This is a genomic window from Desulfovibrio ferrophilus (genome assembly GCF_003966735.1).
In the GTDB taxonomy this organism is placed as follows: domain Bacteria; phylum Desulfobacterota; class Desulfovibrionia; order Desulfovibrionales; family Desulfovibrionaceae; genus Desulfovibrio_Q; species Desulfovibrio_Q ferrophilus.
The window spans coordinates 717,582-739,342 of sequence record NZ_AP017378.1; the positions used below are offsets into that span (position 1 = coordinate 717,582).

Sequence of the window (21,761 nt, forward strand, 5' to 3'; positions counted from 1 at the left end):
CATGAAAGAGATTCTGCACATGATCGTGGTGCTGTCGCTGATCTGCGGCGTGTCCGGCTTTTCGCTGGCCACTTTGAAGCAGGCCACCCGGGAGCGCATTGAAGGTCAGGTCCTGACCTATGTTCAGGGCCCCGCGCTGCTGGCTGTGGTCGGCGAGCATGACAACGACCCCATCGCCGAGCGCAAGGTTCTGGGCGATGACAAGCAGTTCGTCTTCCCCGTGATTCGCGATGGCGAGTTGGTGGGTGTGGCTTTGGAAACTTTTGCCCCCGGTTATTCGGGCAACATCGGTGTGATGGTCGGATTCAATCTGGCAGACGACACCCTGATGGGCATTGGCGTGACCACACAGACCGAGACCCCCGGGCTGGGCACTCGTGTCATGGAGCCGTCCTTTACCGGACAGTTTGCGGCCCACTCGCTTGGTGGGTTGGCACTCAAGGCACAGGGCGGTGACATCGACGGAGTCTCCGGTGCGACCTTCTCGTCCGTGGGGACGGCGAATGCCGTAGCCAATGCCGCCAAGGTCTACGAGTCGCTGAAACCTGCCATCATCAAGGCCTTCAAGGGCTAAAGGAGAACGCCATGAGCAAGTTGATGAAGGAGTTTTCCAAGGGTCTGTGGACCGAACTGCCCCCGTTCCGGGTGCTGTTGGGGCTGTGCCCGACCCTGGCGGTGACCACCACTGCTGAAAACGGCCTGGGCATGGGGCTGGCCGTCATCTTCGTACTGACCATGTCCAACATCATTATTTCGGCCCTGCGCAAGGTGATTCCGACCAAGGTCCGTATAGCCTGTTTCATCGTCATCGCCGCATCGCTGGTGGTCACGGTCGAATTGCTGATGCAGGCCTATACCTATCCGCTGTACCAGCAGTTGGGCATCTTCGTGCCACTTATCGTGGTCAACTGCCTGATTTTGGGCCGGGCCGAGGCCTTTGCCTCCAAAAACTCGATTGTGTCCTCCATCATGGACGCCTTGGGCATGGGCATCGGCTTCACTCTGTCTCTGACCTTTCTGGGGGCGGTGCGTGAGATATTGGGCAACGGTACGGTCTTCGGGCATGGCGTGATGTGGGATGCTTTTCAGCCCTTTGCCATCATGGTCAAGGCTCCTGGTGCATTCATCGGCCTGGGGCTGATCCTGGCTGGCATGAACGCTTTCAATGCCTGGCATGCGCGTCGTAATCAGTTGCCCGCACCCAAGCCGATTACCGGTTGTGGCGACGGCTGCGGTTCGTGCAAAGCCTGCAAGATGTAAGCGCCCAAAGCGCTGGACCATCAACCACGGGATAATTTCATGGATACTTTCCTGTTTGTCATATCTGCCATTTTCATTAACAATATCGTGTTGGTGCAGTACCTTGGCGCGTGCCCCTTCATGGGTACCTCCAAGAGCACCGATGTGGCTCTGGGCATGGGCGGCGCGGTCATCTTCGTGCTGGTCATGGCTACGGCCATCACCTGGCCCGTGCATGTCTATGCCCTGGCTCCCAATGGGCTGGAATATCTGCAGACCATTGCCTTCATTCTGATCATCGCCTCGCTGGTGCAATTCGTTGAAATGTTCCTGCGTAAGGTGATTCCACCGTTGTATAAGTCCCTGGGGCTTTTCCTGCCGCTCATCACCACCAACTGTGCCGTGCTTGGCGTTGCCATCATGGTTCAGCGTAACGAATACGGTTTTGGCAAGTCGCTGCTTTACGCATTGGCTTCGGGGGTGGGGTTTACGGTTGCCCTGGTTATTTTGTCTGCCATTCGCGAACGCCTGGACGTGGCCCCCGTGCCGCAGGCCTTCCGTGGTGTTCCCATAGCCCTGATCATGGCTGGAGCCATGTCATTGGCGTTCTTTGCCTTTCAAGGCATGGGCGCATAAAGGAGAATTTTTGATGTTGAATTCCATTTTGTTGATTCTGGCGGTCATCCCCTTGGTGGCCGGTTCCCTGTTCCATGCCGTGGCTTTCATGCTGGCCGTGGCGGCTTTGGTCAATCTGGTCAGTCGTGTTCGTCGCGGGATGGAAACCGGGTTTCCCGGAACTCCCCTCGCTCGCCACGCCAAGCTGGCTGTTCCGGCCCTGGCCGTGCTTGCCGCCGATGCTGCGTTGCTTTGGCTCGCGGCAGGTCATTCTCTCGCCTAACTCCAGCCACTAAGGATATCCAATGGTAAGCACTTCGATATTCCTGCTTTCTGGTTTGGGGCTGGTCGCTGCTTCGGTGTTGGCCGCTGCCTCGAAGGTTTTGCATGTGGAAGAAGACCCTCGCATTACGGCGGTGGAGTCCTGCTTCCCCGGTGCCAACTGCGGTGGCTGTGGGTATCCGGGATGCAGCGCTGCAGCGGCAGCCGTGGTCAAGGGTGAGGCTCCGCCCGCGTTGTGCGTGGCCGGTGGGATGGAGATTGCCGAAGCCGTGGCCAAGGTCATGGGGCAAAGTGTGGCCTTCAAGGAACCTCGCCTGGCTTCGTTGATTTGTACCGGGGGTGAACGTGCCAATCTGATGTTTGATTATTCGGGAGCACGAGACTGCCGCGCCGAAGCCATGCTCTATGGCGGTGACAAGGCCTGTGGATTGGCTTGCCTGGGACTGGGGTCCTGCGTGAAGGCCTGTTCCTTTGGTGCCATTGAGCTTGGCGCCGAGGGGTTGCCCATCATCAACAAGGCCTTGTGCCGGTCTTGCGGTAAATGCGCCGAGGTCTGCCCGACGGGTGCTTTGCGTCTGAAAGGACTGTCCACGGACTTGCTGCATCTGAACAAGCTCTCGGATTGTCTGGCTCCGTGCATGCAAAAGTGCCCGGCCCAGTTGGACGTGCGCACCATGATTCAGCAGCTCAAGAATGGCGAGATGGGCGAAGCCCTGCTGACCTTGAAGGATCACATTGCGCTGCCCGCTGTGGTGGGACGTATCTGTCCTCATGGTTGCGAAACGATCTGCCGGCGCCAGATTGTGGACGAAGGCGTGGCCATTAATTCTCTGGAACGCTATGTGGCCGACTGGGAGATGGGTTCCGGTGGGCGCGTACCTTTGCAAAAGAATCCCGATACCGGACACAAGGTGTCGGTGGTCGGCGGCGGTGCCGCGGGCCTGTCCTGCGCCTATTTCCTGGCGCGGCTGGGCCACGAAGTGCACATCTTTGATTCCAAGGACAGCCTGGGTGGAATGGTTCGTCACACCATTCCTGAATACCGTGTTCCCAACCGGGTTATGGATTGGGAAGTGCAGGGTATTCTGGAGTTGGGAGTCAAAGCCCGTCTCGGTAAGACGCTGGGTGAGCACTTTAGCTTGGAATCATTGAAGGCTGAAGGATTTGAGGCGATTTTCCTGGCGACCGGTGCTTGGAAAACGCCGGCTTTGGATCTTCCCGGAGAGGATTCCATGGACGTCGTTGACGGCGTGGAATTCCTGGGGCGGATCGTCAAGGATCGCCCGGACCTGTCCGGCAAGCGCCTGGTAATTATCGGAGACACCAACACTGCCATGGATGTGGCCCGTAGTGCGGGACGTCTGGGAGCGTATTCGGTGACGGTGCTTTCCAAGCATATCAAACGCAAGATGCAGGCCAACAACAAGGAAGTCGATCGGGCCGAGGAGTTGGGGACCGAGATCCTGTACAAGACCGTACCTACGGCCATAGTGCCATGTGAAGTTGGTGACATGTGCGTGGAGTACGGTCAGACCGAGTACAAGGACCCCAAGAAATGCTCGGGCGAGCCTCTGCTTCAGGTAGGAACCGAAGAGCAGATCGAGTGTGATCTGGTGATCAACTGTGTTGATCGTGTGCCGGACCTGACACCGTATGTGGTTCAGGATGGAACCAGCCCCTTTGCGATCACCAAGAAAGGGACCATCGATGCCGACAACGTGACGCTGGAGACCTCGGTGCCCGGCGTGTTCGTGGGCGGAGAGCTGTATTCGGGCCGTAATGTGGTGGTGCAGGCCGTGGCCGATGGCCGTGTGGCTGCCAGATCCATTCATATGCTGCTCACCGATGGTGAGATCGCCAAACCGGTGAATCCCCAGCAGCGTGTCATCACCGAGTCCATTTTGAAAGGGATGCGGGTCAAGTACACCATTCCCCGGGTCGAGGTGCCGGAGATCTCCGTGGGAGATCGGCGCAGTACCTTCAAGGAAGAAGTCAGTCTACCTTTGGAGAAACGTCTTGCGCTCAAGGAGGCCAGTCGTTGCCTGCGCTGTGGTCTGACCTGCTATGACGCCGAAGCGGGCAGTGAGTATCAAGACGACGAAGATGTTCGACTCATCGAGTACGAGGAGAAGAAGGATGCAGAGTAAAGGTTACAGCCGACGCGACGTGTTGCAGGCTGCTGTTGCGCTGGGCGTAGGGACTGCCCTGGCACCTCTTTCAGCCCTGGCAGAAGTCAGCTTCGGTCGTGCGACAGAGCGTGCTGGGCAGGCAGAGGTGACCCGCACGGCACTGCTTATGGGAACGTTTGTGACTGTTACTGCGCACGATGATAGTGCCGATAGAGCCGAGGAGGCCGTGCAGGCCGCTTTTGGTGAAATACGTCGGTTAAGCGACATCTTCGATCGTCATCGCGAAGGCACGGAAATCAGTGTGCTCAATGGCGTTGGAAAGCTGCGCAGGGCCCACCCGGAACTGGTTGCCGTGACAGAACGCTCGGTGGCGATGACCCGACTCACCAACGGCGCGTTCGATGCCACCGTGCTTCCTGTGGCTGACCTTATTCGTAATAGCCTGCGCCCTGACGGATCGCTGACTGTTTCCCGGCAGGAGTTGGCCAAGGCGTTGTCCTTTGTGGACGGCTCTGCTGTGACCGTGGATGGCCGGGATATCTGTTTTGACAAGCCGGGAATGAGTTTGACCCTGGATGGTATGGGCAAGGGCTATATCGTGGATAAGGCCTGCGAGGCCATGACTGCCCTTGGGGTTTCCGGTCTGATGATCAACGCTGGTGGCGATATTCGTGTAAGTGGGGCGCGCCGCTGGACCGTTGCCGTAGAAGACCCAACGGGCAATGGTCAACATCCCAGTGTGCTGAGTCTGGCCAATTGCGCCATTGCCACGTCCGGTGGATATGAGCGCAGCTATGACCCTGCGGGTAAGCATCATCACGTGATCAATCCGGCTTCTGGCTTGAGCCCAAGTCAAACCGTAAGTGTGAGTACTGTGGCTGCGACAGCCATGGAAGCCGATGCCCTGTCTACTGCTGTCATGGTGATGCCTGCTCAGGCAGGTGTGTCTCTGGTTGACTCTCTTTCCGGGCGTGAATGCCTGGTGTTGGGGAGAAGTGGGGCACGCATCGCCACCAGAAATTGGGCGGGATTGGAACGAGCCTAGCCCGATCCTCTCTTTCAGCGTCGGGAGAGGCTGATATAAGAAAGGCCCGCTGCGTCTGCAGTGGGCCTTTTTTCATGAACAGGCGGGTGCGGCTTCCCGGGCAGACTCGGCCATCACGCGGATGGGTTCGATGACGCCCAGAGCAATGTAAAAGGATTGCAGGCGAATCAGGGAGGGCTTGCTGACGGCTTGCCCACGCAGCAGAAGCTTAGTTCCTTCCTTGTTGACCATGTCCTCGGCCATGATCATGCCTTCTTCCAGTTCACTGATGCAAATTTCCCGAACAGAGCTAGGTTCTGGAGCTTGGGTTGTCCCCTCCAGACTCAGCATGGCATCCACAACCAGAGGGTCGTAGATCTTGTCCTTGGCCCTCATGTGCTTGAGAACGTTGATGGCTTCGGCTCCCTTTTGAACCATTCGGTCCAGATCTAGGGCAATCTTGATGATTCTGGACTCAAGAGGTTGTTTGTCGTGCTGCGGGGAGAGCTGATGACGAATGATTTCGGCAACGGGTGCCATTTGATCGATGTTGGCCAGCAGGTTGGCCGCGATGCGCGGGTGCATACCGAAAATCTGAAGCTCTTCGGGAGTCAGGTTGTCCCCTTGGTCGATCTTTTTCAGGATTTCTGCGGGCAGGGCGACACAACCAATGTGTGACAATGTTACTGCGAGGTCCAATTGCCAGAGTGGTTTGATTTCCAGGGCCTTGCCTGTGGCCATGACTCGCGAGCGGATGCGCTTGCTCAGGCCCATGGCTTCGGGGTTGACCATGTCCAGGATATCCACCAGCGCCTTGACGCTGCCGATGAGGCTGTTGCGCGCCGCTCGTCTTTCCTTGATTTTGCGGGAATGACGGCGGACTGCCTTGGCAATGACCTTGAGCAGGTCCTGAGGTGGGCAGGGTTTTTTGACAAAACGATACGCTTGGGCTGTGTTCAGGGCATTGAAGGCATCAAGAAAATCATTCTGGGCCGTGAAGATGATGCGCACTGTCTCAGGAGAATTCTGGCGTGCGTTGGCCAGAAAGACGATGCCGTCCTCACCGTTCAGGTTGAGTTCGGTGACGACAACGGCGATGTCGTTTTGGCCTTTGAGCCGCTTTGTGGCGTCCTCGTATGACGTGGCCAGCAGTAGCTCAAACTTGTCGTGTGCGACTTCGGGCAGATTAGCCATAACGGCATCATTTTCATCGACAAACAGGATGGTGGGCATCGTTGTATTGCTCTCTAGTCCGTCTCGATCTTGCGATCTTGTGGATTCCAGTGGAATCGGGGGGCGTTCATGTCTTCGGTAACTTTGAGTGATTTTCCACTGAAGATGACCTCTGTCCCGCAGAATGCCTGTTGTTCGGCCTTGACCTGCTTCTCTGCCAGGAGGTCCTCCAGAGCTTTGCGTTCCGTGGCAATGGATTCGTCAATGGTTCGGATATCCGCCTGGATCTTACCTCGAACCTTGACCAGTTCTGCCAAGATGCGTCGGTCTTCCTCGGGAGCGGTCATCAACATGGTCAGGGCATCTTCGGCCCCGATGGCTTTGTCCAGCCTGCTGAGTTCTTCGGTCAACTGGTTGCGGGCATTGGTGAGTTGGTCCTGCCTGGGCGATGGCAATCGGATTTCCACGATGGTCTTGGAGCGAGATTCATTGCCTATGATTTTGGCGTGAATGTCGCTGCCGCTGATGATGTGCCCACCGCTGATGATTCCTTTTCTGCCCAGGGCAATGATGCTCCCCGTGGCGATGATGTCGCTGTGTGAGATTTCCAGCTCGGCGATGACATCGCCTCCGGCCCTGACAAGGGCATTCTGGAAGAATTTGGCCGATACATTGCCCTCGGCCTGTACCTTGTTCTTGCCGTTCATGATGATCCCGCCAGCTACGACCAGACCGCCTGCAGTGACATCGGCCTCTTCAATAAGGCCGTCCACGATGACGTCACCAGAGGCCTCGACCTTGAAGCCGCTCTTGATGGCTCCACGGATGTGTACGGCGCCATGCTCGGCGTGGATATTGCCGGTGTCGTAATCCACGTCTCCGGAAATTTCGAGAAGTTCCGAGACTTCCAGAGTGTCATTCAGAAAATGAGCGACGCCCACGCGCGACGCCGTGAAGGCCGTCGTGCCGTCGTCGTTGTGTGTGCTGGTGACGCCTTGGCCGGCTTTGGCCTTGGACGGCTGTGGCTCAGCCGGTTCGATGGGAGTGCCGAAGATGTCGTGCCCGGGAGTGCCGGGGATGGGCGGATAGAGGATGCCAAGCTCATCACCCTCGTTGACGAAGTGGATGCCGCCGCGTTCGCGGAAGTCCATACTGCCGTCTTCGCGCAGGGTTCCGGCTGTCTGATCTGCCTTGAAGGCCAGTTTGAGTCTTCCATCCTGTCCAGGCTCCGGCAGCAGGCCTCGCGCCATGACGGCGGGACAGAATTCCTTGGTTTCCAGAGCTTGTGCCAAGGCCGCATTCAAGGCTTCGAAATCGAGTTCAAGTTCCTTGGCTTCCGGGGGAATGACGGCCAACAGCCGACCGGAGGATATCTCTTCTCCATTGAAGTCTTCGGGGTGGACATCCACCATGAGTAGTGTCTTGTCATGAGAGAGTTCCCAGCTTGGGATGATCCTGATTCCCTCTTTGGTGAATTGAACCGTGCCGAAGACGGTTGCCACCAGTGTTCTGGTTTCCGGATCGAACTCGCAGCCGGGGGAGTCTTCGTGCAAGGGGGATAGGGCAGTCCGGAACAGGAGGCATCCTTCTCGAACCCACGCTGGCTTGGCAGAGTACCGAATTGTGTTCCCACCGCCACTGGTCGTTTCAGATTACCATTTGTCTTGAGGATTCGCCTGAGGGGGCGGTGTTCCTTATACTCCATGATGGGCCTGCGTTCCTGCTGTGCTGTGAATCAGAATAGCCAAAGCAAATGGGCCGTTTTCAAGCGTTTTCAGTTGTTGCCATATCACACGAGCAGGATCATAGGCAATCGCTGGATGCTCCATGTTGACGTGCTCTTATCGTTGCCGAGCATGGACAGAAAGTGGGGGGAAGGATAAGGCTGATTGTATGTCTGAACATTGGTTTGATCTTGTTGTCTGTACGTTGCAGCAAGGGCTGGCGTCAGTCTCTGCTGTGGATGTGGGCGTTCTACGTCTGGCAGAGGACGTGCTGGATATCGGCGAGTACGGAGATTGGAACAGCGTGTTGAATGATCTGGACAACCCGGATCGTATGATGCTGGCAGAACTGTTGCTTTTCCCCGATGTTGAAATTTCGACGAAGTTGGAATCGTTACTGGTCGACCTGGAGTGGACCGAGGCTCATACTCTTGCCCTTGCCCGGACCCTGGAAGGCGAACCGGCTTGTTTTCAGCTTCCGGACGCCACGGAAATTCGTTTTGCCCTGACCAGTGATGATTCCCGCATGCTGGTTCGCAGGTTGCGCCTCACCAGAACCTCGCCAGCGGCTGTTCAGGCTGCCCTGCGCTGCTTGCCGGACAAGCTGGCCCTGATGGCGCGATTTCGATTGCGGCGGGCCAGATTTCCCTGGACTTTCAAGGCGGGACATTTCGCCAATTCAGTGATCATGAAATTGGGAAGTGATTCGGACTTCATGTCCTTGTTGGATTTCTGCTGTCTTTTTCTAGAATCCGAGGTTGATGCCGGGGATTTGGCTGCCGCCATGATCAGGAAGCGACAGGATGCCGAACGGCAATTGAAGACCCATCAAGCCTTTCAGGAACGCTTGGATAAGAGCAATTTCGAGACGATGCTTTTGACCGGGGATCGAGCTCCACATGTTGAACCGGAAGTACTGGAAAATGAGATGCGAGTGATGGATCGTATCATTTCTACTCTTTATGGTACGAGCGCATTATCTGGGCTGAGAAGCTGCGACCTCGGTTTTGTGTCAGGAATTCATGCTGTGCAGGATTTGCTGCACCTGATGAATGACGTTGCTTTTTCAGTTTGAAATACGCTGTTGGTGAACTGTTTTGTTGTGACTGTTTCTTCTCCTTTCAAATGAGATAACGGTGGAATTAATCTCCTTTCTTCTGTAATGTTGAGATATTGTTAATGTCTTGCGCTTTGTAGATAATTGAAGAGGGGGGATGTGTCCGGTGCGCATTCGCGTTGCATCTTTTTTCCTGTTGATCATTTCATTTTTTCTGTTGACGCCACTTCAGGCTGGGGCAGAACGATTTTCATTTGTACTTGATTCCCCTACAGAGCGTGCTGACGAGGCCCGGATGATTGCCCGGCAGTTGGGTGAGGTCGGTATTGATGCCAGGGTTTCTGTCTGGGAGAGGCGGGATATGCTGGCCGCCGTGCTCAAGGGGGATCGGGCCGCGTATCTCACGGATTGGGGCAGTGCATATTTCGATCCGTTCGATCTGGCCGTGCCTAAACTGATGACGGGAGGGCGAGGCAATTTCTCCGGCTACTCCAATGGGTATGTGGATGCGTTGTTGGAACAAGGGGGAGGGGCGCCAAGCAAGGTCGTTCGACAGCAGTCCTATCAGGAGGCGCAACGCATCATACAGGACCAGACTCCATGGATTTTTGGCTATACCCTTCTGCGTTTCGACGGTGTTTCCAACCTGGTCAAAGGCTATCGCCCCTCCATGGATGGCCGAATCAATCTGCATGATGTGGAATTGACAAACGGTGAGGAGTTGGTGGTTGGTGTAGGCGATACCCGTTTTCTTTCTTTTGATCCCGCAGCCTTTCGCAGCCGAAATTCCGAAACCCTGATTCGAAACATGTTTGATGGGCTTGTGACTAGAACGCCTGAGGGTGTTGTTGTACCTGAGCTTGCCGAATCTTGGGTTCGCGTTGGCGCATTGGAATACATATTTACCCTGAGTACTGGTGCTGTTTTTCATGATGGAACCCCCGTGACGGCTCATGACGTGGCTTTCACCTTTGATCGGATTCTGAATCCGTACGGCGTGGGTGGCAGGCCGAGCCCCCGCAAGGGACTTTTGGGACCCCTGGTTCGTGTAACAGCCCTGGATGATTATAATGTTAAATTTGTTCTGGATCGTCCTTTCTCTGTCTTCTTGCAGGCTCTTGTGCATTTTCAGATTGTCCCCAAGGCATACTTCAAGCGGGTGGGGGATGAATTCGCTGCTAAACATCCGATTGGTTCCGGGCCATTCAGATATGTCTCCGGCAATTTTGATTCGGAAGTGATTATGGAACGATTCGACCGCTATTACGGCGGATCTCCGGCGCTTGAGCCTGTGGGGCCTGCCAAAATCAGGCGGGTTGTTTTTCGTTTGATTCCCGTAGCTGACGAGCGAATCGAAATGTTGTTGAGGGGACAGGTTCACATTACGCAAGAAGTTCCCTTCAATAGACTGCCAGAAATCAATCAGAATGATTCAGTCAGGGCCGAGCCTGTTGAGGGGACACGTTCCTACCAGATTGAACTCAATAACGCCCGTCCGCCATTTAATGACATTCGATTGCGTAAAGCCGTTACATACGCCGTTGATTGGCAGGAGATTCTGGCAAAGGTCTATGGTGGCTATGGGGACAGACTCGCGACTTGTTTTCTGGAAAGTGGGTTTGGGTATGATGAACTGTTACGACCAATCTCCCATGATTCCCGGGCGGCGAAACTGTTGCTTGAGGCCATGGGATACGACACAACTCCCGTGCAATAGAGCGATTTGAGAGGAATGCATGCGGTATCTGATCAATAAACTCGGTATGACGGTTGTTGTTGTGATGGTTGCGTTGTGGGTGACGGAGGCAGGGAATGCCCTTGCCCAGAATGGAGCCAGGCATGACGTGCATCGCAATCGTATTGTGGTGGCTGTCGGTAACAACAGCAGCCCATTGTATTTTCAGGATGAGACGGGGAGTCTTCGTGGCTGGATGGTGGATCTGTGGCGACTATGGTCTGAAAAGACCGGGGTTGCTGTGGATTTTACCTCCGGGACGTTTAGCGAGACTCTGGAGCTGGTCAAGGCCGGAAAGGCCGATGTGCATGGTGGCCTGTTGTACACAAAAAAGCGGGACGACTATCTGGATTACGTATTGCCCGTGGCCAAGATGGAAACACATCTTTTTGTTCATGAAAATATCCTGGGAGTGAAGGGCCTCAAAGACCTCCGGGGGTCAGAATTGGAGTGCTTCAGGGGGATCGGGCTGAGGATTTCCTTCGCCGCCGGATTTCGACTGATGAGGTTGCTACTTTCTCGTCCAATGCCACATTGTTTGAGGCGGTGCAAAGAGGTGAAATCAAAGCTTTTGTTAAGGATACAGTCATTGCTTTGGACTGGCTGACTCGCATTGGTCAGCGTCAGAAATTTTCCTACGATATCGATCATCCCCTGTATGCCAATGAGTTGTTCTCGGCCGTAAAACAGGGGAATACGCATCTGGCCAGTGATGTTCTGGAAGGAATGAAGCGCATCACCGAGCTGGAGAAGGCACGCCTGCAGAAGCGTTGGACCGGTGTGGCATCAGCTGAAGGTGGCGACGGGCTGGTCATTGCCTGCATGCGCGGGAATGAGCCGTTCACCATGCTGCGTGATAACGGAGAGGCCACCGGGCTGTCTGTGGATTTGTGGAAGCTGTGGGCTAAGAAGACCAAGCGTAAGGTCAGCTTTCGGTTTGGGACATGGGTGGATACTCTGTCGGATCTGGCTCAGGGACGGGCTGATATTCATGCCGGGCTGTATAGAAGTGAGCAGCGTGATTTGTGGCTCAATTTTTCAACGCCGTATTATCCCACTGCCTCGGATGTGTTTTTCACTGCCCGCCAGGGGCCTGTGACTATGGATGCGCTGGATGGGCGCAAGGTTGGCACTTTGGCCGGGTCTTTCCATGAAGCCTGGTTACGCAATAATCATCCACAGATCGATCTGGTGACCTATCTGGAACCGGAAACTGCGATCAAGAGCTTGGTCGACGGTGTCATCCAGGCGTATGTGGGTGAAGATGGCAGCACGTTGGCCGTGATTTCACGTATGGGATTTACCAGTGAGATCGGTCATCTCAGGGACAGGTTGTTTGTTGAGTATTATCGGGCAGCAGTGCCCAAGGGGCGCGACGATCTTCTGCGTGTCGTCGATGAGGGCTTTGCGGCGATTCATCCCAGCGAAATCCTAGAGCTTGAGCGTCGCTGGATTCCTGATCCAGACCAGCGGTTGTATTCGATTCTGCCCAAGGAGGTTGAACTCAACGCCACCGAGAAAAAGTGGCTTGCCGATCATCCCAATATCCGTCTAGGGACGGATATGACCTGGGCTCCTTTTGATTTTTTGAATGCTCAAGGTGAATTTTCAGGCATCGCCTCGGATTACATGCGCAAGATTTCCGAAAAGCTCGGAGTGGAGCTGATTCCGCCCGAAGCACAGCCCTGGCCCGAGGTGATGGCCAAGGCCAAAAAGGGTGAACTGGACGTAATACCCGTCTTGGCAAAGACCCCTGACCGTGAAAGATACCTCAATTTTACAAGGCCCTATCTCAGCTACCCCTTTGTCATTACAACCCGGACGGATTCGGGGTTTGTGGCCTCTCTGGCTGATTTGGAGGGCAAACGTGTTGGTGTGGTGGAAGGCTATGTTTCGGATGAATTTTTGACCAATGATCCTTCTGATCTCAATTTGGTCCGGGTCGAGAATCTGCGGGAAGGGCTACAGATGCTCTCTGAAGGTAAGCTCGACGCCTTTGTGGACAACCTGTTGTCTATTACCTTCCACATCAAATCCCACGGTATTGAGAATCTCGTTGTGGCAGCAACCACGCCGTATTCCTCGGAACTCTGCGTTGGAGTTCGCAAGGATTGGCCGGAACTTGTGCCCCTCATCGAGCGGGTGCTGTGGGCTATTCCTGAACGTGAGCGGATTGATATTCAGGATCGCTGGTTGAATCTGCGCTTTGAAAGCAGAGTGGATTGGGGGCTGATCTGGAAGGTTGGTGTGGCCGTTGCTGTTGTGACTGGACTTATTTTGTTTGTCATTATTGTCTGGAACCGCCGTCTTGCACGTGAGAGCGAGGCCCGTCGCTTGGCCGAAGAGCGAACACGGATGGTGTTGGAATCCGTGGGCGAGGGGATTTTCGGAGTTGATGACCATGGGCGAGCCACGTTTGTCAATGCTGCTGCAATGGCGATGCTTGGGTACGTCAACGGTGATATCCTCGGACAGAAAATTCACGACCTGGTCCATCATTCTCATGCCAATGGCAGTCATTTTCCTGTGGAAAATTGCCCCATGCATGCGGCCTATACCGAAGGCAGTGCCCATCACATTGATGATGAATATCTGTGGCGTAAGGATGGCAGCGGGTTTCCGGTGGAATATTCGGCCGCGCCCATTAAAAAGGGTGGGACTATTGCCGGTGCCGTTATCGTGTTCAGGGACGTTACCGAACGCAAGGCCGCTGAAGATGCAATACGTGATAGCCAGAAGCGCATCGAGGCTTTGTTGGAGTCCGCCCCGGATGGCATGATCGTGGTGGATGATCAGGGGACCATTCTGGTGGTGAATTCACAGACGGAAGCCCTTTCTGGCTATTCTCGCGAGGAATTGCTCGGGAAAAAGATAGAAATGCTGGTGCCCCAAGCGGTGCGCCCGAGGCATCCCAAATTGCGCCAAGGCTATGTGTTGAATCCAACACGCCGAAATGTCGAGTTGACGCTCCAGAGCAAGGCGGGAGCGCTTATTCCCGTGAGTGTCGGATTGGCGCCCATCCAGACCAAGGATGGCCTGCAAGTCGTCGCCTCGGTAAGGGACATTACTGAACGCAAGGCAGCTGAGAAGGCTCTTCATGAATCCATGGCCGAACAAAACGCTATTCTGCAAAATAGCCAGGTTGGGATCATGTTTTTGCGCGGAGGCAGAAATTTTGCCCAAGGAAACCAACGCTTGGCCGAGATCTTTGGATATGACTCGCCCGACGCAATGGTGGGCATGAATATGCTTGATCTGCATCTCACCGAGGAAAGCTTCAAGTCTTTTGGTGAAAAATACTACTACCCCTTGACCCAGGGGGAACAGATTCATGTGGAATACCAGATGCGCCGCAAGGACGGTGAGCCTGTCTGGTGCGAGCTCTCAGGCTCGGCCCTCGATGATGGTTCACCTCCTGATTTGGATAAAGGGGTGGTCTGGATCGTCGATGACATCAGCGAGCGTAAGGCGGCTGAGAAGGCCCTGCGCGAATCCGAGGTGAAGTTCCGTATCATTGCCGATTACACATATGACTGGGAAAGTTGGATTGATGATGACGGACACTTGCTTTGGGTGAACTCTGCTGTGGAGCGGATGACCCAATACAGCCCTGAACAATGCATGACGATGCAGGAGTATCCTTTGCCCATCGTCTATGCCGAAGATCAGCCATTCATGCGGGATGTCCTTGAGCAGATGAAGGCTCGCGAAGAGGAAAACGACGTTCCCTTCCGCTACAATGCGATAGACGGGACGGTGCGTTGGGCAGCTATTTCCTGGAACCCTGTGTTTGATGGCGAGGGCAAGCCCCTAGGTATGCGCATCAGCGTGCGTGATTTTACCGAGCGCAAGCTGGCCGAGGACGCCTTGCGCATGTCAGAGGAACAGGTGCGTCAGATCACGCAATCGGCCACTGATGCCATCACCTCTTCGGACCGCAATGGGCGTATCACGTTCTGGAACAAGGGGGCCGAGGACTTGTTCGGCTATAGCGAGGATGAAGCCATCGATATGCCAACCTCGATGCTCGTACCGGAACGCGATCGGGATACGCGTGAGGATCGACTTGATGTCTTTCGTGAAACGGGGAGGCATCCTCTCTCCGGTCAGACGGTGGAACAGGTCGGGCAGCGCAAGGATGGAAGCGAGTTTCCCATGGAAGTGTCCTTCGGCACATGGGAAGTCGGTGGTGAAATATTCACCTCGGCCGTGATTCGCGACATCACCGAGCGCAAGGCACTGGAGAAGGAGATAGCGGATCAGTTGGCTTTTGTGGAATCCCTTGTGGATACCATCCCGAATCCTCTGTTTGTCAAAGGCCCGGATGCTCATTTCCGTATCTTCAACAAGGCCTACGCAGAGGCCTTCGGCATGCATCGCCAGGATTATATCGGCAAGACGGTGCTTGATCTTGATTTTATTCCGATGGAAGGACGTAAGCACTTCCACAATGAGGACCTGGGCCTGCTGCGCGAAGGGGGAATGACTCATTACGAATTGGACCTTGAATATGCAGATGGAATCCCGCGGACGGCGCTTTATTGGGCGACGACTTTTTATCTATCCGATGGTTCTGTCGGTGGTCTGGTGGGGTTGCTGGTAGACATCACGGAGCAGAAACGGTTGGAAAGAGAGCTTGAGTCAGCCAAGGACGAGGCCGATGAGGCCAACAAAGCCAAGAGCGATTTCCTGGCCAACATGAGTCACGAGATTCGGACCCCCATGAATGCGGTCATCGGTATGACTCACCTTGCACTGCAAACGGATTTGACGCCCAAGCAGCATGATTACCTGAAGAAGATAGATGCGTCTGCACATTCCCTACTGCGCATTATCAACGACATTCTTGATTTTTCAAAAATCGAGGCTGGTAAGCTGGAGATGGAAGCTGTGGACTTCCATCTGGAAGATGTGCTGGATAATCTCTCGACTCTGATTTCCATCAAGGCCCAAGAAAAGGGCGTGGAACTGCTGTTCAAGACATCTTCTGAAGTTCCTTTGTCCCTTGTCGGTGATCCGCTGAGGCTTGGTCAGATTTTGATCAACCTGTGCGGCAATTCCATCAAGTTTACGCAAAAGGGTGAAATCGTTGTTGCGACTGAAATCGTGGAGCAGGGGCAAGATGATGTACTGCTACGCTTTATGGTTTCGGATACAGGCATCGGTATGACGCCGGAGCAAACGGCCAAGCTCTTCCATGCGTTTACCCAGGCTGATACGTCCACAACCAGAAAGTATGGGGGCACCGGGCTGGGACTGACCATCTCCAAGCGTCTGACAGAGATGATGGGCGGCGAGATTCATGTTGAAAGCGAAAAGGGCAAGGGCAGTCAGTTTATCTTCACCGCCCGCTTCGGTTTGGGCAAGGAAGGCCGTGAGCGGCGTAACCAGTCTGTCGGCGATTTGCGCGGTATGCGAGTGCTGGTCGTGGATGACAGTGCCACGTCACGCGACATTCTCTCGGACCATTTGTCATCCTTCAGTTTCGAGGTCGACGTTGCCGTTGACGGTGAGACGGGGCTGGTCATGCTGGATCGAGCTGCCGATGAAGGAAAACCCTATGAACTGGTCATCATGGACTGGAAAATGCCTGGCATCGACGGCATCGAAGCCTCGCGCCGGGTCAAAAAGGATGATCATCTGCCCAAGACGCCAGTGATCATCATGGTCACAGCCTATGGTCGGGAGGAAATCATGAAGCAGGCAGAGGATGCCGGGCTTGATGGTTTTCTGATTAAACCGGCCAACCAGTCCGTTCTGCTCAATACCATCATGGATGTCTTTGGGCGCAAAACCGAAAAGACACATCGCGAGTTGTCGGTCAAAGACCAGGCCCGAGAGGCGGTGCGCGGCATCCGTGGCGCCCACATTCTGTTGGCCGAGGACAATGAGATCAATCAACAGGTTGCGCAGGAATTGCTGGAATCTGTTGGACTTAGGGTCAGTATTGCCAATGATGGGCAGGAAGCTCTAGACCTGATCAATACAACCTCCTTTGATGCCGTACTCATGGATATCCAGATGCCGGTCATGGATGGATTCGAGGCCGTAGCGGCGATCAGAAAAGAAGCGCGTTTCAAGGATTTGCCGGTGATTGCCATGACGGCTCACGCCATGGCCGGGGATCGCGAAAAGAGTCTTGAAGGAGGCATGAACGATCATGTGACCAAGCCCATTGATCCTGACAAGCTTTTCGCCACCCTGGTGTTGTGGATTCAGCCGCGCGATTTTGGTTCGGATGATGACGAAGGCGATGCCCCGGTGGTTCAGACAGAGGTGACTCTACCTGAATCGTTGCCCGGCATTGATATGGACAACGGGCTCAAACGTGTGGCTGGAAACAGTAAACTCTACGCCAAGTTGTTGATGGATTTCCACAGGGACTACGTAGAGTGCGTTTCAGAAATCAGGGATTCCATTGCAACGAACAAGCTGGAGTTGGCCCAGCGCCAGGCTCATACTGTCAAGGGCGTGGCGGGAAATATTGGAGCCAGTGCGTTGTTCGAAGCCGCTGCAAATGTCGATGCCGCTCTGAAAAAAGAGGACTATGAGCAGGCTTTGGGGATGCTCGGAGCATTGCAGGAGCAGTTGGATGTCGTCCTCGGGCCGCTTGGAGACTTTGCCCAGATCCAGGCCGATGCCGAGTTGGCCCGTGAGGCAGCCGAAGCCAGCCAGGGTGGTGATATTGACCCGGAGGCTTTGACTCAGGCGTTGGAAGACCTGAAGCGAATGCTCGACAAAAGCAATCCGGATGCCGAATTGGCTTTGGAGAAGGTGCGCAAGGAGTTGAGAGGAGAGCTGTCCAATCAAGTCCACCAACTGGCGGATAAGTTGGATATGTTTGATTTCAAGGGGGCGCTGACCGAGTTGGATGGCATCGCCAGGGCCATGGATATTTCTTTGTAAGGAGGGGGCGAGTCGTGTGTGCCGGTAATGATGATAGAGATGCGGCTGGTGATTGTAACCATTCGGAATGCCGGGTGTGCTGAGGGGATGGAATGATGTCTGATTCTCCGAGAATCTTGATTGTGGACGACACCCCGGCCAATATCAGGCTATTGGCGGATTTTTTGCGTGAGGACTATCAACTGTCCGTGGCGACCAATGGGGCTGATGCCCTGATCCGTGCCCAGGAGGATCATCCTGACCTTGTTCTGTTGGACATCATGATGCCGGAAATGGATGGCTATGAGGTTTTGGATAGGCTCAAGAGCTCTCCCCTGACCGCAGGCATTCCTGTTATTTTCGTTACCGCTATGTCGGAGGTTCAGGACGAGCAGAAGGGATTGGACTTGGGGGCCGTGGACTACATTGCCAAGCCTTTCCACCCCGGTTTGGTCAAGGCCCGGGTGCGCAACCATTTGGATTTGAAGCGGCATCGCGACCACCTGGAAGATATTGTGCAGCAGCGAACCTATGAGCTGGCACAGACTAAGAAAGTCACGGTGGAATGTCTGGCCGGGCTTGCCGAGACCCGTGATCCTGAAACAGGAGGGCATATCCGCCGTACTCAGAATTACGTGCGCTGCCTTGCTCAGCGGTTGTCCGAGGATTCTGCGTATTCCGACTATTTGACCTCGGAGACCGTGGATATGCTGTACCGTTCCGCCCCGTTGCATGACGTAGGTAAGGTAGGCGTGCCGGATGGTATATTGCTCAAACCTGGAAAGCTGACTGAGGAAGAATTCGAGGTCATGAAACGTCACGCCATTTATGGTCGGGAAGCATTGCGAGCCGCGGAGAAGCGTTTGGGAACCAGCTCGTTCCTGCGTTTCGGGGCCGAGATCGCCTACACCCATCATGAATGCTGGGATGGCAGTGGATATCCGCAGGGCTTGGCCGGGGAGGATATCCCTTTGTCAGGTCGGTTGATGGCCGTTGCGGATGTCTATGACGCCCTCATTAGTCAGCGGGTCTACAAGTCCCCCTTTGAGCATTCGAAGGCAGTGAGAATAATCCTCGAAGGCATGGGGAGCCACTTTGATCCTGCCTTTGAAGGGCCCTTTCGGGAATTGTCCGAAACATTCAGGGCCATTGCCATGAATAATGCGGATAGTGACGCGGAGCGTGAGGCGCTCAGGCGTTAATGACCGGGGGCAAGGCGCGGTAGAGAGTCGACGAAGGGGGGGGTATGGGCGAAAAATCGAGAATTCTGTTGGTGGACGATACCCCGGTCAACATCAAGCTGTTGGCCGACTTGTTACGCGAAGACTACATCCTGTCCGTGGCGACCAATGGGGCAGATGCCCTGGAACTCGCAGCAAAGGACAGACCCGATTTGGTGCTGTTGGACATCATGATGCCCGATATGGATGGCTACGAGGTCTGCACTCGGCTGAAGTCTGATGAGTCCACGGCAGATGTGCCGGTGATCTTCGTCACGGCCATGAATGACGTGGAGGACGAAACCAAGGGGTTTGAACTGGGTGCGGTGGATTTCATCGCCAAGCCCATCAGCCCAGCCATTGTGCGCAGTCGCGTACGTTCGGCTGTTGCCCTGCGCCGTAAAACTCGCGAGTTGAAGAGCTTGTCGGCCAAACTCTCCCGTTATCTGTCTCCTCAACTCTATGATTCAATTTTCAAGGGAACAAGGGATGCCCTCATTGGGTCACGGCGCAAGAAACTCACCGTGTTCTTTTCGGACATCGTGGGGTTTACAGACACAACTGAGCGTCTCGAAGCCGAGGAAATGAGCGCCTTGCTCAATAGTTATCTGGATCGCATGTCTGGAATCGTCATCAAGCACGGCGGTACCATCGACAAATTCATGGGTGATGCGATTATGGCTTTCTTTGGCGATCCCGATAGTAAGGGCGAAACGCAAGATGCCTTGTCATGCGTGCTCATGGCCATGGAAATGCGTGAGGCCATGAAGGAGTTTCGTCGTGAGTGGTTTGATCGGGGTGTGGAGACTCCGTTTAGAGTCCGTGCAGGTATCAATTCCGGCTATTGCACTGTGGGCAATTTTGGCAGCGCCGAGCGCATGGAGTACACCATCATCGGTGGGCAGGTGAATATTGCCAGTCGTCTGGAAAGTAATGCCGAACCGGATCAGATACTTATTTCCCATGAAACCTGGTCGCTTGTGCGAGACAAGATCTATTGCATCAAGAAACAGCCCCTGGCTCTGAAAGGTATTCCGTATCCGGTTCAAACCTATCAGGTTGTGGACCTTATTGAGAACGTGAGCGGTGGGGATTATGCCCATCCCGTTGAGGAACTTGCAGAGCAGGCGCTGACGATTGAAGGAGCCACAACCGTTCGTGAAGCCCGAACTCAGCTTTCCGGCGAGGCCTCGACTTGCCTGATTATTATGGGTGGAGAGAGCGAGATTGCTGGTATTGTGACCAGGGAGATGATTTTTCAGGCGATGGATTCCGGTAATCCGCTGGCCGTATTGGATGGACCGGTTTCGGCAGTCATGAATCATGCCCCTCTTGTTGTCGATCCGGGCGTCAGCGTGGCAAGAGCTTCGCAATTGGCGGCGGATCGTAGTGGTGTTTTGGCATATTCACCATTGATTCTAGTCAATGAGAGCGGCATCCGGGGCGTCGTGCCGCTGCCTGTGCTGATGGGGCGTTTGGCTAAACTGTGCCTTGGTGAAACATGCAACGATAATAAGGTGATAAATTAAATGGCTTCGGAGTCAAAACCACGCCTGCTGCTCGTGGATGATACGCCAGCAAATTTGCGAATTCTTTCAGATGCGCTGCGCGATAGATACTCGCTGATGGTGGCAACGTCCGGTCAGGCTGCGCTCGAGATTGCGCAGGGTGACGAACAACCCGACATGATCCTGCTGGATATCATGATGCCTGAAATGGATGGTTATGAGGTCTGTGAACGTCTGAAGGCTGATGACAGCACGGCTGATATTCCGGTGATCTTTGTGACAGCCATGCAGGACGTTCAGGACGAGACGCGAGGACTTGCGATGGGGGCGGCGGATTATATCACCAAGCCGTTTAATCTGGATGTCGTGCGCGCCCGGGTTAAAACGCATCTGTCTTTACTCATGGCCCGTCGCAGGGTGGAGGAGCAGAATAGGGAGCTGGTCAAGGCCAGTGAGTTGCGAGAGGAAGTGGACCGGATCACTCGTCATGATTTGAAGAATCCGTTGACCAATGTCATCAGTGTTCCGCAGTTGATGCTCATGGCCGACAATCTGGAAGACCACCAGCGGGAGATGTTGGAGCGGGTGGAAGAATCCGGATTGTCCATGTTGTCCATGATCAATTTTTCCCTTGATCTCTTCAAGATGGAGCAAGGGACCTACACCCTCCAGCCGGAACCCGTGGATTTGGTTTTGCTCGCTAAGCGCGTGTTTCGAGAGTTGAACGAACTTGCAGGTTCCCGGGAGGCGAAGCTTTCTCTGGAGATGGATGGAACACCTCCCGGTGAGGGAGTCGTTTTCGAGGTGATGGGTGAGGAGCTGCTGGTGTATTCCATGCTTGGCAATCTCGTACGCAACGCCCTTGAGGCTTCGGCGGTGGGAGACGATGTCGTTGTGCGTCTGGAAAGTGCTGATCCCGCCCGTATGGTTATACATAACCCCCGTGCAGTTCCTTCTGAGATCAGGGACCGTTTTTTTGACAAGTACGTCACCCACGGCAAACGTCAGGGTACGGGGCTGGGTACGTATTCTGCCAAATTGTCTGCAAAGACGTTGGGAGGGGCAATCAGTCTGGAGAGCGAGGATGGACGGGGCACGACCGTGACGGTGAGTCTTCCTGTGGCGTAACTTGTCACGGTGACTTCTTCAGGTTTTTTGAACCATTCATGA

15 protein-coding genes are annotated in these 21,761 nt (G+C 54.8%); 13 read left to right on the forward strand and 2 right to left on the reverse strand.

What is annotated here, in order from left to right; genetic code table 11:
- The first annotated feature begins 1 nt into the window (after window position 1).
- From rnfG to EL361_RS03340, 6 genes are read left to right on the forward strand one after another with little or no spacing between them, the layout of a single operon-like run.
- On the forward strand, window positions 2-574 hold the full coding sequence (gene rnfG / locus EL361_RS03315) for an RnfABCDGE type electron transport complex subunit G (RefSeq protein WP_126376585.1): 573 nt from the start codon (window positions 2-4) through the stop codon (window positions 572-574).
- A gap of 11 nt (window positions 575-585) precedes the next feature.
- Window positions 586-1,260: an electron transport complex subunit RsxE gene (rsxE, locus tag EL361_RS03320; protein WP_126376587.1), complete on the forward strand. Its 675-nt coding sequence runs from the start codon at window positions 586-588 to the stop codon at window positions 1,258-1,260.
- A 39-nt stretch (window positions 1,261-1,299) separates the two neighbouring features.
- Window positions 1,300-1,875 carry an electron transport complex protein RnfA gene (locus EL361_RS03325; protein ID WP_126376589.1) on the forward strand — a complete coding sequence of 192 codons (576 nt, stop codon included), beginning with the start codon at window positions 1,300-1,302 and terminating at the stop codon, window positions 1,873-1,875.
- 13 nt (window positions 1,876-1,888) lie between these two features.
- Window positions 1,889-2,137, forward strand: a complete 249-nt coding sequence (locus tag EL361_RS03330) for a hypothetical protein (protein ID WP_126376591.1) — start codon at window positions 1,889-1,891, stop codon at window positions 2,135-2,137.
- A gap of 22 nt (window positions 2,138-2,159) precedes the next feature.
- Complete coding sequence (locus EL361_RS03335; protein WP_126376593.1) at window positions 2,160-4,283, forward strand: FAD-dependent oxidoreductase; 2,124 nt, start codon at window positions 2,160-2,162, stop codon at window positions 4,281-4,283.
- Complete coding sequence (locus EL361_RS03340) at window positions 4,273-5,310, forward strand: FAD:protein FMN transferase (protein WP_172961619.1); 1,038 nt, start codon at window positions 4,273-4,275, stop codon at window positions 5,308-5,310. The genes EL361_RS03335 and EL361_RS03340 overlap by 11 nt, the downstream gene beginning before the upstream one ends.
- A gap of 72 nt (window positions 5,311-5,382) precedes the next feature.
- On the opposite strand, the gene EL361_RS03345 is transcribed toward EL361_RS03340, so the two are convergent.
- Window positions 5,383-6,522, reverse strand: coding sequence for an HD domain-containing phosphohydrolase (locus tag EL361_RS03345; RefSeq protein ID WP_126376598.1), 1,140 nt, complete (start codon window positions 6,520-6,522; stop codon window positions 5,383-5,385).
- Window positions 6,523-6,536: 14 nt separating this feature from the next.
- Complete coding sequence (locus EL361_RS03350; protein ID WP_126376600.1) at window positions 6,537-8,015, reverse strand: DUF342 domain-containing protein; 1,479 nt, start codon at window positions 8,013-8,015, stop codon at window positions 6,537-6,539.
- Window positions 8,016-8,355: 340 nt separating this feature from the next.
- On the opposite strand from EL361_RS03350, the gene EL361_RS03355 reads away from it, so the two are divergent.
- From EL361_RS03355 to EL361_RS03385, 7 genes are all read left to right on the forward strand, one after another.
- On the forward strand, window positions 8,356-9,261 hold the full coding sequence (locus tag EL361_RS03355; protein WP_126376602.1) for a hypothetical protein: 906 nt from the start codon (window positions 8,356-8,358) through the stop codon (window positions 9,259-9,261).
- A gap of 277 nt (window positions 9,262-9,538) precedes the next feature.
- Window positions 9,539-10,960, forward strand: coding sequence for an ABC transporter substrate-binding protein (locus tag EL361_RS03360; RefSeq protein WP_172961620.1), 1,422 nt, complete (start codon window positions 9,539-9,541; stop codon window positions 10,958-10,960).
- Window positions 10,961-10,979: 19 nt separating this feature from the next.
- On the forward strand, window positions 10,980-11,585 hold the full coding sequence (locus EL361_RS17340; protein ID WP_126376607.1) for a transporter substrate-binding domain-containing protein: 606 nt from the start codon (window positions 10,980-10,982) through the stop codon (window positions 11,583-11,585).
- Entirely contained in the window at window positions 11,573-17,884 is a 6,312-nt protein-coding gene (locus EL361_RS03370) for a PAS domain S-box protein (protein WP_197723448.1), read from the forward strand. The genes EL361_RS17340 and EL361_RS03370 overlap by 13 nt, the downstream gene beginning before the upstream one ends.
- A gap of 92 nt (window positions 17,885-17,976) precedes the next feature.
- On the forward strand, window positions 17,977-19,065 hold the full coding sequence (locus tag EL361_RS03375) for a response regulator (protein WP_197723449.1): 1,089 nt from the start codon (window positions 17,977-17,979) through the stop codon (window positions 19,063-19,065).
- Window positions 19,066-19,109: 44 nt separating this feature from the next.
- A complete protein-coding gene (locus EL361_RS03380; RefSeq protein WP_126376611.1) occupies window positions 19,110-20,612 on the forward strand; it encodes an adenylate/guanylate cyclase domain-containing protein in 1,503 nt (500 codons plus the stop codon).
- Window positions 20,613-21,719: a hybrid sensor histidine kinase/response regulator gene (locus EL361_RS03385; RefSeq protein WP_126376614.1), complete on the forward strand. Its 1,107-nt coding sequence runs from the start codon at window positions 20,613-20,615 to the stop codon at window positions 21,717-21,719.
- Window positions 21,720-21,761: the final 42 nt, after the last annotated feature.

Bases quoted from the DNA above. Each gene is read 5' to 3' on its own strand.
- rnfG (WP_126376585.1), top strand. From the start codon at position 2: ATGAAAGAGATTCTGCACATGATCGTGGTGCTGTCGCTGATCTGCGGC.
- rsxE (WP_126376587.1), top strand. From the start codon at position 586: ATGAGCAAGTTGATGAAGGAGTTTTCCAAGGGTCTGTGGACCGAACTG.
- EL361_RS03325 (WP_126376589.1), top strand. From the start codon at position 1,300: ATGGATACTTTCCTGTTTGTCATATCTGCCATTTTCATTAACAATATC.
- EL361_RS03330 (WP_126376591.1), top strand. From the start codon at position 1,889: ATGTTGAATTCCATTTTGTTGATTCTGGCGGTCATCCCCTTGGTGGCC.
- EL361_RS03335 (WP_126376593.1), top strand. From the start codon at position 2,160: ATGGTAAGCACTTCGATATTCCTGCTTTCTGGTTTGGGGCTGGTCGCT.
- EL361_RS03340 (WP_172961619.1), top strand. From the start codon at position 4,273: ATGCAGAGTAAAGGTTACAGCCGACGCGACGTGTTGCAGGCTGCTGTT.
- EL361_RS03345 (WP_126376598.1), bottom strand. From the start codon at position 6,522: ATGCCCACCATCCTGTTTGTCGATGAAAATGATGCCGTTATGGCTAAT.
- EL361_RS03355 (WP_126376602.1), top strand. From the start codon at position 8,356: ATGTCTGAACATTGGTTTGATCTTGTTGTCTGTACGTTGCAGCAAGGG.
- EL361_RS03360 (WP_172961620.1), top strand. From the start codon at position 9,539: ATGATTGCCCGGCAGTTGGGTGAGGTCGGTATTGATGCCAGGGTTTCT.
- EL361_RS17340 (WP_126376607.1), top strand. From the start codon at position 10,980: ATGCGGTATCTGATCAATAAACTCGGTATGACGGTTGTTGTTGTGATG.
- EL361_RS03375 (WP_197723449.1), top strand. From the start codon at position 17,977: ATGATGTCTGATTCTCCGAGAATCTTGATTGTGGACGACACCCCGGCC.
- EL361_RS03380 (WP_126376611.1), top strand. From the start codon at position 19,110: ATGGGCGAAAAATCGAGAATTCTGTTGGTGGACGATACCCCGGTCAAC.
- EL361_RS03385 (WP_126376614.1), top strand. From the start codon at position 20,613: ATGGCTTCGGAGTCAAAACCACGCCTGCTGCTCGTGGATGATACGCCA.